This window comes from Leclercia sp. TB492 (assembly GCF_049974505.2).
GTDB lineage: Bacteria > Pseudomonadota > Gammaproteobacteria > Enterobacterales > Enterobacteriaceae > Enterobacter > Enterobacter adecarboxylatus_C.
On record NZ_CM127572.1, the window covers coordinates 940325 to 954069 of the forward strand.

The window sequence follows — 13745 nt, forward strand, 5'->3', positions numbered from 1 at the left end:
AGGTTTTAATACGTGAGAATTTACCCGGCCCCGGCAAGCACGGGTCTGTTGCGCTACATAACGGTGATGGCAGGCATGAAATAATGCCTGCCATCTTTTATCAACTCATCTGCGCGTAAACTGCTGCTCGGTGATAGAGCTACCCCACTGATCGCCTTGCCACTCTTTCGCTAATTCAAAGCCGAATGACTCATACAAGCGCCGTGCCGCCGCCAGCTTATTGAAGGTCCACAGCTGAACCGCAGAAAACGCCCTCTCATCGCAAAATTTCATCGCTTCGGCAATCAGCTTTCGGCCCACGCCGCCGCTGCGACAGCCATCGTCAAGGATGAACCAGCGCAGATGCGCCTCGTTGTTTCCCAGATCTTCGCCATCAATAGCGACAGATCCGACGATGCGCCCGTTGAGCATTGCCAGCCAGATCTGATTGTCCGGTCTATCCAGACGCCCTGAAAATTCCGCCAGGCCCGCGGCGACTTTACTCTCAAAGAAGCTGCCGAAATTGTGTTCGCGTGCATAAAAGCTGCCGTGCATTTCCGTTATGCGGCCAATCATGCCCGGGTGATAGCCAGAGACAATTTCGATGGCGCTTCTGGTGTTCAGGTCGGCATCATCGCGGCAGGCTTTCAGGGCGCTGGCATAGACGCCAAGACCCTCGGAAACGATGCGCTGCTGGCTGGCGTCCATTTTTTGCAGGGCTGAAATGACGCGTTCATTGCCGTAGGCATTAATCTTCCGCACCGTTTCTTTGCCCTGTGCGCTAAGGCTCAGCTGCTTGAACCGTGCATCTTCCGTGGAGGGAGTTTCTTCCAGCTCGCCGGCCTTAATCAGTTTGGCGAGCATCCGGCTGACGCTGGATTTCTCAAGCCCCAGAACCTGCACTATCTGGGCTGCCGTCATTGAGCCCCGGCTCTCCATTTCCAGCAGGGTATGCACGACAGAAGGGGAGTAGTCCGTTGCCGCCAGCGTCTGGTTCATAAACCCGAGTTCCCGCACCATCAGGCGCGACGAGATACGGATGTCTTCAACAATCGATGATTCAGCCATCATTAACCTTAATCTGTAAAATATAGTTGTACTATACAACCATGTTTCACAAGTGGCTGTCAATTAAGGCCAGAATCGCCACGCTGCCAGCAGCACCGCGACGTTAAGTATCACGCTGAGCATAAACCGGGTCTTAAACGGCTGTTTCTGGGTTTTATGGCGAAACAGCTGCTGGCCGAGTATCGCCCCCGGCCAGCCACCTACCACGCCAAATATCAGCAACGTGGCTTCAGGCACCCGGCGCCAGGCCTTACGGGCCGCCATTTTATCCGCGCCATAGATAACGAACGTCAGCACGCTGGCAAGTACAAACCAAATTGGCAAAGGGTGTGGCAGCGATGCACTGCCCGCAGCGGCGAGGGCCAGAAGAAAGTAACAGAGGTAATTAAGATTCATAGGACAGCAATGGCATGAACGAAAACAGGGAGGGCAATGATACGCGATTCTACGGGGAGAAGAATCGCGTCATACCGATCACCCCGCCTCCAGCCCCCCGAAGCTGACAATCCTTGAACGCCCCAGCTCCTTCGCCCGGTACAGCGCCACGTCGGCGGCGCGCAGCAGGGCGTCGCTCTGGGCGTGCTGCGGATAGCTGGCGATACCAATCGACACATCCACCGTGCCAATCTCCGCCAGCTCATAGCGCAGCGCCAGGCCGTGCACGTTGGTATGAATTTCGGAAGCGCAGGCAAAGGCCGCGGCCTCGTCCGCCCCAGGAAGCAGGACCAGAAACTCCTCCCCGCCATAGCGAAACGCCATCCCCTTGTTGCTCACCGCCCGCTGCACCACCGTCGCCACGCTTTTAATCACCAGATCGCCGGCATCGTGACCAAACTTGTCGTTAATGGCTTTGAAGTGGTCGATATCGATCATCAGACAGCTTACCGGCTGCCCGGTATGCTGCGCCTGGCTCATCTGGGTGCGCAGGGCATCGTCCAGATGATGACGATTACGCAGATTGGTCAGCGGATCGAATAACGCTTTCTCCAGCAGGGCATCACGCAGGCGCTGGTTGGCCAGCGCCAGGCCGAGGGCCTCAGCCATCAGTTCCAGATAGGCGCGGGACGGAGCCATTGCCGGGGTGACGTTCTGGAACGAGAGCAGGCCGATGGTCTCGCCCTGGGCAATCAGCGGTACGCAGAGTGAATGACTGGCGCAGGCGTCGGGCAGGTGATAGCAGGTAATATCCGGCTCGCCTGTCACCGGCGGATGACTCTGTCCGCGGCGCACCGCCCAGCACTGGTCCGGGTGGAAGGGTTCGGACTCACCCTGCGGGTCGAGCCATTCGGCGGCGCAGTGCATCTGCCACGGATCCCGTTCGAGAAGCCAGAGCCGTCCGGGAATGCCCGGGGCAATGCCGGGCGCAAACAGCCGCGCCACGTTCAGGACATCTTCGACGGACTCGCAGCCCTGCAGGCGCTGAGTCATGCGCGCCAGCAGCTCGCGGATCGCCCAGTCGGCATCACGCTCCTGTTCCAGCCGCTGTCGCACAAGGCCGTTTTCGCGAAAGATACGGATCGCCTGTGCCATATCGCCAATCTCATCGATCTGGCGGTAGTCCGGGGCTTCCACCGCATAATCCTGCGAGGCCAGCCGGTTGACCACATCGCTCAGGCGCACCACCGGGCGCAGCACCCGGCGTTTAAGGATAAAACCGAGCACAAACAAAAACATCAGCGCGGTCAGGCCGACCATCACCTCCGAGAGCGTCCGCAGCCCGCGGGATTTTACCGTGGCATCGTCAATCGCCGCGTCGGTACGCCTGTCCAGCATCTGACGAAAATGGTCGAGCTGATTCTGGACCTGCTCCAGCTCGTTCTCATAACGCTCGCCATACATCAGCGCGATGGCCTGGGGTTGCTCCCCGCGCCCCACGCTGGCCATAGCGCTCTGCTGCTCATCCTGCAGTGCATCGGCCACCTGCAAACCTTCGTGCAGCAGCGCCAGCTCATCCTCACTGGCCCCCACGTCTTTCAGCTTCTGCAGACGATGCTCAATCCCGACCATAGATGCCGCTTTCTGGCGGTACTGGTCCGCTACCGCAGGATCCTGTTTGATGACGTACAGCCGCGCCAGGTCGGAGAGCGCCCAGGCGTCGGTCTCCACCTCTTCGGTGAGCCGATCGAATATATAGCGCTGTTCAACGGCCTGCCGCTCAACGTTTTCGGCGCTGGAGGCCATCAACATGGCCACCCCGGAAGCGAGGGTCAGGCAGACCGTGGCGCCGTATGCCCAGTTAGTGATGGTGGCGATACGCACGGCTTATTCCTTTTTCATAAATCAGGGGAATTTTTCCCTTCTTCGATAATCGCGTCGTCAATCTCTTCGGCATTACCGGCATGATCGCGACCCGAGAGCAGGTTCCAGCAGGCGATAAACAGCGCGGCGATGAGCGGACCAATCACAAAGCCGTTGATACCGTAAATCTCCATCCCACCGAGGGTGGTGATGAGGATGAGGTAGTCGGGCATTTTGGTGTCTTTCCCCACCAGCAGCGGACGCAGGAGGTTATCCACCAGGCCCACTACCAGCACAAAGAACCCGACGATAAACAGGCCCTGCCACAGCTGATGGGTAGCGAAGAGGAAAATGGCCGCCGGTACCCAGACGATGGCCGAGCCGACCGCCGGGATCAGCGACAGGAACGCGATTAACGCACCCCACAGGATGCTGCCGTTAATACCGACGAACCAGAAGGCGAGCCCGCCCAGCACCCCCTGGACAATGGCCACCACGGCTGTGCCCTTCACCGTCGCTCGGGCGACCCCGGCGAACTTGGCAAACAGGTGGTGTTTGGCGAAATTCGACAGCGGCAGGCTGTCGAGGATCTGGCGCACCAGCCAGGGGCCATCTTTCAGCAGGAAAAACAGCAGATAGACCATCACGCCAAAGCTGATGGCGAAGCCAAAGGTGCCTTTACCGATCAGGAACGCACTTCCGGCGAGGTATTGCCCGCCTCTTAATGCCGCGTCAGAGAGCTTCTGCTGGATCTGCGAGGCGGTATCCAGGTCATGCTCGATCATCAGCGCGCGCAGCCAGCCGGGCAGGTGAGAGAACAGGCTCGCGAACACCCCGGAAAACTGGGTATCGTTCTGCTGCAGGCGCGTGTAAACGATATTGAGTTCAAAGGCTAACGAGGAAAAGATCACCATCAAGGGAATAAAGACGATCAGGCAGATAAGCAGCACGCTTACCAGCGACGCCAGCCCGTTGCGATCCCCCATCCGGATACGCAGCGTGTTTTTAACCGGGTAGAAAATCACTGCCAGGATCGCGGCCCACAGGATCGCCGAGAAGTAGGGCGACAGGACATCAAAAAACGCCCAGGTAACAAGCAGGAGTATGAGAATGAAAAACCCTTTGGTCAGTCCGTTAAATCGCATTAGCTCATCCTTTATTAATGAAACACTACGACTATAGAGTGTTTTGCGTAATTTAACATATTGCGGGCTGCTGTGCGGCTTGTTGCCCGGCGGCGCTGCGCTTGCACGGGCCTACAGTACGTAGGCCGGGTAAGGCATCGCCGCCACCCGGCAACAGGCCGCACCGCCCGCCAGTTTAGCGCCTAAAAAACAGATACCACTTTCGCCTGACCGACGGGATGACCGGCGCGGTGCATGCTGTAAGTACCGGCTTGCAGGAGGTGTCCTATGGCATGGCGACCCTATCTTTACGTGATTTACACGGTGCGGCCCCGGCTGAGCGCCCGCCGCGCGCGTCTTCGTCTGGTGCATGGCTAGCAATTTGTTAACAATCGCGGTATAAGAACACCTTCTTTGGATGTTTAGATGTCCATACGTATAGAAGGTGATATGCAAACACAACAAAACGGGCAGCTACAGCGCACCATGAAGACCCGCCATCTGATCATGCTCTCCCTCGGCGGCGTGATTGGTACCGGGCTGTTTTTTAATACGGGATACATTATTTCCACCACCGGGGCGGCGGGGACGCTGCTGGCCTATCTGATTGGCGCGCTGGTGGTATGGCTGGTGATGCAGTGCCTCGGCGAACTCTCCGTGGCGATGCCGGAGACCGGCGCCTTTCACGTCTATGCCGCGCGCTATCTCGGCCCGGCGACCGGCTACACAGTGGCGTGGCTCTACTGGCTCACCTGGACGGTGGCGCTGGGATCGAGCTTTACCGCCGCCGGATTCTGCATGCAGTACTGGTTCCCACAGGTGCCGGTCTGGGTCTGGTGTGTGGTCTTCTGCGCGGTGATTTTCGCCCTCAACGTTATCTCGACCCGCTTCTTTGCTGAAGGCGAGTTCTGGTTCTCGCTGGTGAAAGTCATCACCATCATCGCCTTTATTATCCTCGGCGGGGCGGCGATCTTTGGCTTTATCCCGATGCAGGATGGTTCTCCCGCGCCGGGGCTGAGCAACATCACCGCTGAAGGCTGGTTCCCGCACGGCGGGCTGCCGATCCTGATGACCATGGTGGCGGTTAACTTTGCCTTCTCCGGCACCGAGCTGATCGGCATTGCGGCGGGTGAAACCGAAAATCCGCACAAGGTGATCCCTGTCGCCATCCGCACCACCATTGCCCGTCTGATCATCTTCTTTATCGGCACCGTCTTCGTGCTGGCGGCGCTGATCCCGATGCAGCAGGCCGGGGTGGAAAAAAGTCCGTTCGTGCTGGTGTTTGAGAAGGTCGGCATTCCGTATGCCGCGGATATCGTTAACTTCGTGATCCTGACGGCGATCCTCTCGGCGGCCAACTCCGGGCTGTATGCTTCCGGGCGCATGCTGTGGTCGCTGTCGAACGAGAAAACCCTGCCGCGCTGCTTTGCCCGGGTGAACAAAAACGGCGTGCCGCTGACGGCGCTGTCGGTGTCGATGCTCGGCGGCGTGCTGGCGCTCTTCTCCAGCGTGGTGGCCCCGGACACGGTGTTTGTCGCCCTGTCGGCCATCTCGGGCTTTGCGGTGGTGGCGGTGTGGATCAGCATCTGCGCCTCGCACTTTGTCTTCCGCCGCCGTCATTTGCAGGCCGGTAAACCGCTCGGCGACTTACACTACCGCGCACCCTGGTATCCGCTGGTGCCGGTGCTGGGCTTTATTCTGTGCCTGGTGGCCTGCGTCGGTCTGGCCTTTGACCCGAGCCAGCGCATTGCGCTTTACTGTGGGCTGCCGTTTGTGGCGCTGTGCTATGGCGCGTACTACCTTACTCAAAATCTGAAATCCCAGGAGCCTGAACATGTCGCAGAATAATCCGCTTACCGCCCTCCTTGAGACCCAGCCGTTTGTGGTGCTGGACGGGGCGATGGCAACGGAACTGGAAGCGCGCGGCTGTAACCTGGCCGACAGCCTGTGGTCGGCCAAAGTGTTAATGGAAAACCCGGAGCTGATCCGCGACGTGCATCTCGACTACTTCCGCGCCGGAGCGCAGGTGGCGATCACCGCCAGCTATCAGGCCACCCCGGACGGCTTTGCCGCCCGCGGGCTGGACGAGGCGCAGTCCCGGGCGCTGATCGGTAAAAGCGTCGAGCTGGCCCGCAAGGCGCGGGAGGCGTATCTGGCAGAAAATCCGCAGGCCGGCGCGCTGCTGGTCGCGGGCTCGGTCGGGCCTTATGGGGCTTATCTGGCCGACGGGTCGGAATACCGCGGCGACTACGTGCGTAGTGCTGAAGTGTTTCAGGCGTTTCACCGCCCGCGGGTGGAAGCGCTGCTGGATGCCGGAGCCGACCTGCTGGCCTGCGAAACCCTGCCGTCGTTTGCTGAGATGAAGGCGCTGGCGGAGCTGCTGACGGCATACCCGCGCGCCCGGGCGTGGTTCTCGTTCACCCTGCGCGACAGCGAGCACCTGAGCGACGGCACCCCGTTGCGCGAGGTGGTGTCGGTGCTGGCGAACTATCCACAGATTGTTGCCCTGGGCATTAACTGTATCGCGCTGGAGAACACCACTGCCGCGCTGCAACATCTGCAGAGCCTGACCGCGCTGCCGCTGGTGGTCTACCCGAACTCGGGCGAGCATTACGATGCGGTGAGCAAAACCTGGCATCACCACGGCGAAGCCTGCGAAACGCTGGCGGGGTATCTGCCGCAGTGGTTAGCGGCAGGCGCGAAGCTGATCGGCGGGTGCTGCCGCACAACGCCGAAGGATATTGCAGATCTGAACGCACAGCGCTGAGTTTTTGCCGGGTGGCGGCTGCGCCTTACCCGGCCTACGAAAGGCTCGAACCGTAGGCCCGGCAAGCGCAGCGCCGCCGGGCATCAGACCGCACCTCTGCTTACGCCAGCAGTTCAATCACCCCTTCATCTGTTCTGAGCCAGCGCGGCATCTTAAGCGTATCGGCGTAGAAGCTGACCAGTTCTCCCAGCAGATCCTGGATGACTCTTTCCGCGTCCGGAGTGAGTGAGCCACCGATTAGCTGCTGGGTCAGTACCTGGCAATAGCGCCCCAGTTGATCGGCTTCGGGCTCAAACACAGGAAGACGGGTCGGGAAATCGTCTACCGTCAGGCTTTCTTTTAACGCCTCCGGAACCGGCTCGAGCAGCGTGGGTTGCAGCAGCGACAGACAGGCCGCAAGTCGTCCGTAAAGGGCGAATTTTTCTGCGGGAACATCGCACTCCAGCAGCGCATCCATAAAGCGCTCGCAGTTGTCCGCCAGCTCAGTAAAGGCGGTGCTGTGATTGAAGGGCAGGGTTAATAACGCATGAGCGTGGGTTAGGGTCGTCGCCATAAAGGCATCCTCCGATGAATGATTTAATGAACCACCACCAGAGAGGTCAATCTCATGGGTGGCGGTCTGAGCGGAGTTGACCTTACCGGCTTCATCGGATACCGGCGCACCTTGCGATGCCCCCGCTCAGCCCACCATTGAGGTGTAGCAAAGCGTACAACGCATCATTATACGTCGCCGATGAAGAAAGCAGAAGGTCAATCCCGACGCCTGATTTTGCAGGCGTGGGAAAACGATACTGTGATATCCCTGTTGCAACAAGGGGCATTCCCGGAAGCGGCCTCGCAAAACAAGAAATTAAGGTGGGGTGGTTATGCCGGGTGGCGGCTGCGCCTTACCCGGCCTACATTTTGGGGTTTTGTAGGCCCGTGCAAGCGCAGCGCCGCCGGGCATCTATCAGGCCACCTCTGCTAACACAAACATCCCGTACGGGTGGATCTCCAGGTAATACGTCTCCCCGACGTCAGGCTGTAGCCGCGTGGCGTTGACCTGCAACAAAATCTCCTGCCCGTGCCACTCCACAATCACCTCGTACTGCGGCCCCATATAGGCCACGTGGCGGATCACGCAGCGCTGGCTCTCTTCGCCGTGCTGGCTCAGGGTGATCGCCTCCGGGCGCACGCCGACGGTGCCCGTCCCTTGCGCGGCAAAGTGCAGCGGGCGCGGCAGGCGGTAGCCGTGGATCGCCACGGACTCGTGGCTGAAGCTGGCCGGGAACAGGTTGGCATCGCCCATAAAGCTCGCCATAAAGCGCGACGCCGGCTGGCGATAGAGATCCTGTGGCGAGCCAATCTGCATGATATTGCCCTTGTTCATCACCAGCACGGTGTCCGAGACCGCAAAGGCCTCGCTCTGATCGTGGGTCACGTACAGCGAGGTGATGTTGAACTGCTTTTGCAGCTCGCGGATCTTGTCGCGCATGCTGCGGCGCAGGTTGGCGTCGAGGTTACTCAGCGGCTCATCAAACAGCAGCACTTTCGGTTTGAGGATCAGCGCCCGGGCCAGAGCCACGCGTTGCTGCTGGCCGCCGGAGATCTGATCCACATAGCGATCGTCAAAGCCCTCCAGATCCACCATCGCCAGCGCCTCTTTCACGCGGGTTTTGATCTCGGCGCGCGATACGCCGAGCATCTTCAGGCCGTAGCCGACGTTCTCGCCAAGCGACATGTGCGGGAAGAGGGCGTAGGACTGGAATACCATGCAGATATCACGCTGCTGAATGGAGCTGTGGGTCACGTCCTCGCCGTCGATAAAGATCTGCCCGTCGGTGGGTTTCTCCAGCCCGGCCACCAGACGCAGCACCGTGGTTTTACCGCAGCCCGACGGGCCGAGGAGGGTCACCATCTGCCCCTGCGGGATCGCCAGGTTGATGTTTTCAATCACCGTATTCGCGCCAAAGCGCTTGGTCACGTTACGCAGTTCAACGAAATGTTTCTGAGTCATAGTGTTACGCCTGGTTTTTGGCTTTGGAGCGGGAGATACGTGCCTCACCGATCAGCCAGTCAAAGAGGAAAATGATCGCCAGCATGACCACAATCAGGATCGAGCCGTAGGCGATCGCCACGCCGTATTCGCCGTCTTCCACGCGGTTCAGAATGTAGGCCGTAGCCACGCGGGTATCCGGCGTGACGAGGAACACAATGGCGCTGACGGTAGTAATGGCCCGCACAAAGCTGTAGATCAGCGCCGACAGGATGGCCGGGCGCAGCAGCGGCAGAAGGATGTGCGTAATGGTGCGCAGCGACCCGGCACGCAGGCTCAGCGAGGCCTCATCCAGCGACTTGTCGATCTGGCCTAAGCCCGCAATCCCGGCGCGAATGCCCACCGGCACGTTACGCATCACCATTGAGATAATGACGATGGCAGCGGTGCCGGTGAGGTACACCGGGGCGCTGTTAAAGGCGAGGATGTAGGAGACGCCCGCCACGGTACCCGGTACGGCGAAGCACAGCATGGTGGTGAACTCGATGGTCTTTTTGCCTTTAAACTGCTGGCGCACCACGATCCAGGCGATCAGCAACCCGAAGGCGGCGGTGATCGGCGCGGCGATCCCGGCGTACAGCAGGGTATCGAGCAGTGAAGGCCACGCACCGTCGCTCATCCCCTGGCCGAACAGCTTGATAAAGTTATCCAGCGTCAGGGTGTAATCCACCCCCCAGTTGACGGTAAAGCTGCCGTAGAAAATGCTGCCGTAGAGCAGGGCGTTAAAAGCGATCCACACCGCCAGCAGGGCCACCACGCTCCACACCAGCGTCACCGGCAGCGGCTGCACGTCGCCGCGGTACGATTTACCGGACACGGTGACGTAAGAGCGCTTGCCGATCCACATGTACTGAATGCAGAACACCAGCAGCGAGAACAGCAGCAGGAACGCGCCGAGGGTACTGGCCGCCTGATAATCCAGCTGGGAGCCGGTGATGTAGAAGTAGATCTGCGTCGCCAGTACGTCGAAGTTACCCCCCAGCACCAGCGGGTTACTGAAGTCGGCCAGCGACTGCACAATCACAATCAAAAAGGCGTTCGCCAGCGCCGGTTTCAGCAGCGGGACAAAGACGCCGTTAAAGGTCTGCCAGCGGCTGGCGCGCAGGGTGTATGACGCCTCTTCCAGCGACGGGTGGATGGTTTTGATCGCCCCGTCGAGGATCATAAAGGCCATCGGCGTGAAGGCCAGCACCTGCGCCAGCCAGATCCCGGTGAAGCCGTACAGCCAGTTGGTGTTAGTCAGGCCAAACCAGTCGACCATCAGTTCGGTGACGTAGCCGGAGCGCCCCATCATCAGCGTCACGCCCAGACCCACCACAAACGGCGGAGTGACGATCGGCAGGATCGAGAAGATGCGGCCAATGATGGCGCTGCGTTTCGCGATGCGGGTGGTGTAGATCGCCAGCACCAGGCCGAAGAAGGTGCAGCCGATCCCTACCGCTATGGAGAGCAGGATCGAGTTAACGATCACCTGAATGATGTGCGACTGCGACAGCACGTTCATAAACGCCAGCGGGGCGAACTCGCCCGCGTCGTTGGTGAACATCGGAATAAAGATGGCGATGCTCGGCCAGACGATAAAGATGCCGATCAGCGCGACGATGGCGATCAGCGAGCCAATCACAAAGCGGTCGCCGCCCAGCCACTCCAGGCGGGTCAGGGCCAGGGTCATGATCGCCCCCAGCGCCACAAACAGCACGATGGTGGCGTAGCCTAAACCACGCCCTTCAATCGTGGCGCTGATGACGATAAACGCCATACACAGCAGCGCCCAGCCGGCGTCGAGGTAGTGGCGGCTGCGCTGTTCGCGCTTCGCCTCGCTAAACGGGCGTACCAACAGCAGCGTGGGGAGCAGATACCACAGCCAGCTGATATTGAAGTGCGACCAGCTGTAGGCATCGAGGATCTCGTCGCTTGTGGATTCCAGCAGGCCATAATCCAGGCTCCAGCTTGGCAGCAGGACAAAGGCCAGCCAGCCAACGAAAACCCAAAGGAAGACCGCATCCCGTTTTTTCACGGGATGAAGAGCGAGTGTCTGTGACATAGGTATTCCGGTGTTGTAGGCCGGGTAAGGCGTTTACGCCGCCACCCGGCAAATGTTCGCAGGAGTGGGCTTATTTACCCATCTTCACGTCGCTGACCCACTTGTTGATCAGCGCTTTGCGCACGTCCGTTGAGCCGTACTTGTCCATGTCGTAGCTGATCAGCTTCAGGTCATCCAGCTTCAGCGAGTTCGGGGAGGTCTCTGCGGTGGTGTTGGTCAGGATCTGATAGGACTTGCCCTGCTTCCACGCCAGCTCCTGGGCCTCTTTCGACAGCACCCAGTCCACGAACAGCTTCGCGTTCTCTTCGTTACGCGCGCCCTTCAGGATGCTGACCCCGCCGATTTCATACCCGGTGCCTTCGCACGGAGAGATCAGCTCCAGCGGGGCGCCTTGCTCTTTTTCCAGCGAGTAGTCGTGCAGGAAGCCGATGCCGATGGCGGTTTCACCGCGCGCGGCGTTACGCGCCGGGGCAATACCGGATTTGGTGTACTGAGACACGTTGCCGTTGAGCTGCTTCAGGTAGTCGAAGGCCTGATCTTCCCCCCACAGCTGGACGAAGGTCGCCAGCGCGGTGTAGGCGGTGCCGGAGCTTTGCGGATCGGCAATCTGGATCTCGCCTTTATATTCCGGTTTGGTCAGATCTTTCCAGCACTGCGGCACCGGCAGGTTCTTCTCTTTCAGGCGCTGGGTGTTGACGCCAAAGCCCAGAATACCCACGTAGACCGCCGAAGAAAGGTTGCCTTTCACCTTTGCCGGATCGCGGAATTTCTCCATGATCTGCTCGAGGTTGGCGGATTTGTACGGCTGCAGCAGCCCCATCTCGCCGGCCTGGGATTGCGGATCCAGGGTGCCGCCGTACCAGACGTCGGCCTGCGGGTTTTTCTTCTCGGCATCCACCTTCGCGAGCGTGCTGCCGGAGCCGTTGCGGATAAACGAGGTTTTGACGTCGTACTTATCGCCAAACGCTTTGGTTTCGGCTTCGCACATTTCGTTGGTCGCGCTGCAGTAGACCACCAGACGGCCTTTGGCCTGTGCGGCACCGGTTAAGGTGGCCAGCGCGATCCCGGAAGCAATGAGGGTAGAGAGAAGCGTTGTTTTCATTATTCAGCCCTTGTTATGACGTTATGTGACTGCGAGAAGCGGTGATGCCCGCCATTAGCAGGGGCATCAGGAGTAAACCCATCAGCACCGCGGCAATCGAGAGCAAACTGAACATCCCCGACCAGCCGTAGCGTTCAATAACCTGTGACAGCGGCCATCCGGCCAGCGCCGCCCCCAGATAGGCAAACACGCCGAGAAAACCGGTAATTGAGCCCGCCGCCTGCTTGTGCCCGCACTCCACGGCGGCAAGGCCGATGAGCATCTGCGGACCAAAGACAAAAAATCCCACCGTAAAAAAGCACATCGCCAGCAGGGCGTAGTGGTGAACCGGGGCCAGCCACAGGGCGGCGACCGATACCATCAGCCCCAGCGTAAACAGCAAAATCATCGGCGCCCGCTGGCCGCTGAACAGCAGATCCGACCCCCATCCGGCAAACAGCGCCCCGAGCAGGCCGCCGACCTCAAACAGCATCACCGTGGCGTTGGCGCTCAGCAGGTTGACCCCGTGGCTCTCCGCCAGCCAGATGTTGCCCCAGTCGTTGAGGGCGATGCGGATCAGATAGACCAGCACATAGGACGCCCCGAGCAGCCAGATCATCGGGTTTTGCAGCATGGTGGTGCGTAACATCTGCCACAGCCCCATCGGCGGGCTCTGTTGTTCCTGGCGCAGCTCCAGCGGATCGTTGCGCCACTCCCCGACCGTCGGGAGACCCTCTTCCTGCGGTGTGCCCCGCAGTTGTGTGGTCAGCCACAGGCCGAGCACGATACTGATGATCCCCGGTGTCAGCATCGCTGCCTGCCAGCCCCAACGATGGGCGGCGAAGGCACAGATCAGCGGAATAATGGCTCCACCGATGTTGATAGAGGTGTTCCAGCATCCCCACCAGAAGCCGCGCTCGTTGCGCGAATACCAGTGGGTAAGCAATCTGGCGCAGGGCGGCCATCCCCATCCCTGAAAGAAGCCGTTCAGCGTCCAGATAAACAGCAGCAGGGGCAGGGAGTCGCCGAAGGCGAACAGCACGTTCAACACCCCGGTCGCCATCAGGCCGATGCCCATAAACGCCCGCTGCCCCTTACTGTCGTGCCACAGTCCGGCGGCAAATTTCGACAGTCCGTAGCTGAGGTAAAAGAGCGACCCGATCAGGCCGATATCGCTTTTGCTCAGCCCCAGATCCATCTGCAATGCCGGCAGGACGTAGTTAAGACTTTTGCGCGTCAGGTAGAACGCGGCGTAGCCAATGACCATGCAGATCAGCAGTCGCGGGCGCAGCCGGCGGTAGCGTTGAGTAACCTGTTCAGCTGACAGTGCGGGCATGGCGTTCTCCGTTTGCAATGACTGTATGAAAGTGCGACGAAAAAGGGATGAGAGAAAGTCTGGCGTGGCTAAG

The 13745-nt window shown here is 59.8% G+C and carries 11 protein-coding genes; 2 read left to right on the top strand and 9 right to left on the bottom strand.

Annotation, left to right across the window (positions count from 1 at the left end):
* Positions 1–105: 105 nt before the first annotated feature.
* The 4 genes from ACP4QI_RS04345 to ACP4QI_RS04360 form a co-directional block, all read right to left on the bottom strand.
* Complete coding sequence (locus ACP4QI_RS04345) at positions 106–1050, bottom strand: bifunctional helix-turn-helix transcriptional regulator/GNAT family N-acetyltransferase (protein ID WP_426495169.1); 945 nt, start codon at positions 1048–1050, stop codon at positions 106–108.
* Between the two features lie 60 nt (positions 1051–1110).
* On the bottom strand, positions 1111–1443 hold the full coding sequence (locus tag ACP4QI_RS04350) for a DUF1294 domain-containing protein (protein WP_142488365.1): 333 nt from the start codon (positions 1441–1443) through the stop codon (positions 1111–1113).
* A gap of 78 nt (positions 1444–1521) precedes the next feature.
* Positions 1522–3306, bottom strand: coding sequence for a diguanylate cyclase (locus ACP4QI_RS04355; RefSeq protein ID WP_426495168.1), 1785 nt, complete (start codon positions 3304–3306; stop codon positions 1522–1524).
* Between the two features lie 14 nt (positions 3307–3320).
* Complete coding sequence (locus ACP4QI_RS04360) at positions 3321–4430, bottom strand: AI-2E family transporter (protein WP_285112788.1); 1110 nt, start codon at positions 4428–4430, stop codon at positions 3321–3323.
* A gap of 429 nt (positions 4431–4859) precedes the next feature.
* Between ACP4QI_RS04360 and mmuP the strand changes: the two genes are divergently transcribed.
* Positions 4860–6257, top strand: a complete 1398-nt coding sequence (gene mmuP, locus ACP4QI_RS04365; RefSeq protein WP_285129820.1) for an S-methylmethionine permease — start codon at positions 4860–4862, stop codon at positions 6255–6257.
* A complete protein-coding gene (mmuM, locus tag ACP4QI_RS04370) occupies positions 6244–7176 on the top strand; it encodes a homocysteine S-methyltransferase (protein ID WP_426495167.1) in 933 nt (310 codons plus the stop codon). The genes mmuP and mmuM overlap by 14 nt, the downstream gene beginning before the upstream one ends.
* Before the next feature lie 100 nt (positions 7177–7276).
* Here mmuM and ACP4QI_RS04375 read toward each other — a convergent pair whose 3' ends face one another.
* The 5 genes from ACP4QI_RS04375 to uhpC all read right to left on the bottom strand — a co-directional run bounded on the left by ACP4QI_RS04375 (position 7277) and on the right by uhpC (position 13672).
* Positions 7277–7729, bottom strand: a complete 453-nt coding sequence (locus tag ACP4QI_RS04375; RefSeq protein ID WP_445730304.1) for a hypothetical protein — start codon at positions 7727–7729, stop codon at positions 7277–7279.
* 396 nt (positions 7730–8125) lie between these two features.
* Positions 8126–9172: a ferric ABC transporter ATP-binding protein gene (gene fbpC / locus ACP4QI_RS04380; RefSeq protein WP_142488373.1), complete on the bottom strand. Its 1047-nt coding sequence runs from the start codon at positions 9170–9172 to the stop codon at positions 8126–8128.
* A 4-nt stretch (positions 9173–9176) separates the two neighbouring features.
* On the bottom strand, positions 9177–11255 hold the full coding sequence (locus tag ACP4QI_RS04385; protein ID WP_285112795.1) for an ABC transporter permease: 2079 nt from the start codon (positions 11253–11255) through the stop codon (positions 9177–9179).
* Positions 11256–11325: 70 nt separating this feature from the next.
* Positions 11326–12357 carry an ABC transporter substrate-binding protein gene (locus ACP4QI_RS04390; RefSeq protein ID WP_106992080.1) on the bottom strand — a complete coding sequence of 344 codons (1032 nt, stop codon included), beginning with the start codon at positions 12355–12357 and terminating at the stop codon, positions 11326–11328.
* Positions 12358–12370: 13 nt separating this feature from the next.
* The gene (gene uhpC, locus ACP4QI_RS04395; RefSeq protein ID WP_426495166.1) at positions 12371–13672 is read right to left on the bottom strand and encodes an MFS transporter family glucose-6-phosphate receptor UhpC; all 1302 of its coding nucleotides are present in this window, start codon (positions 13670–13672) and stop codon (positions 12371–12373) included.
* Positions 13673–13745 lie beyond the last annotated feature (73 nt).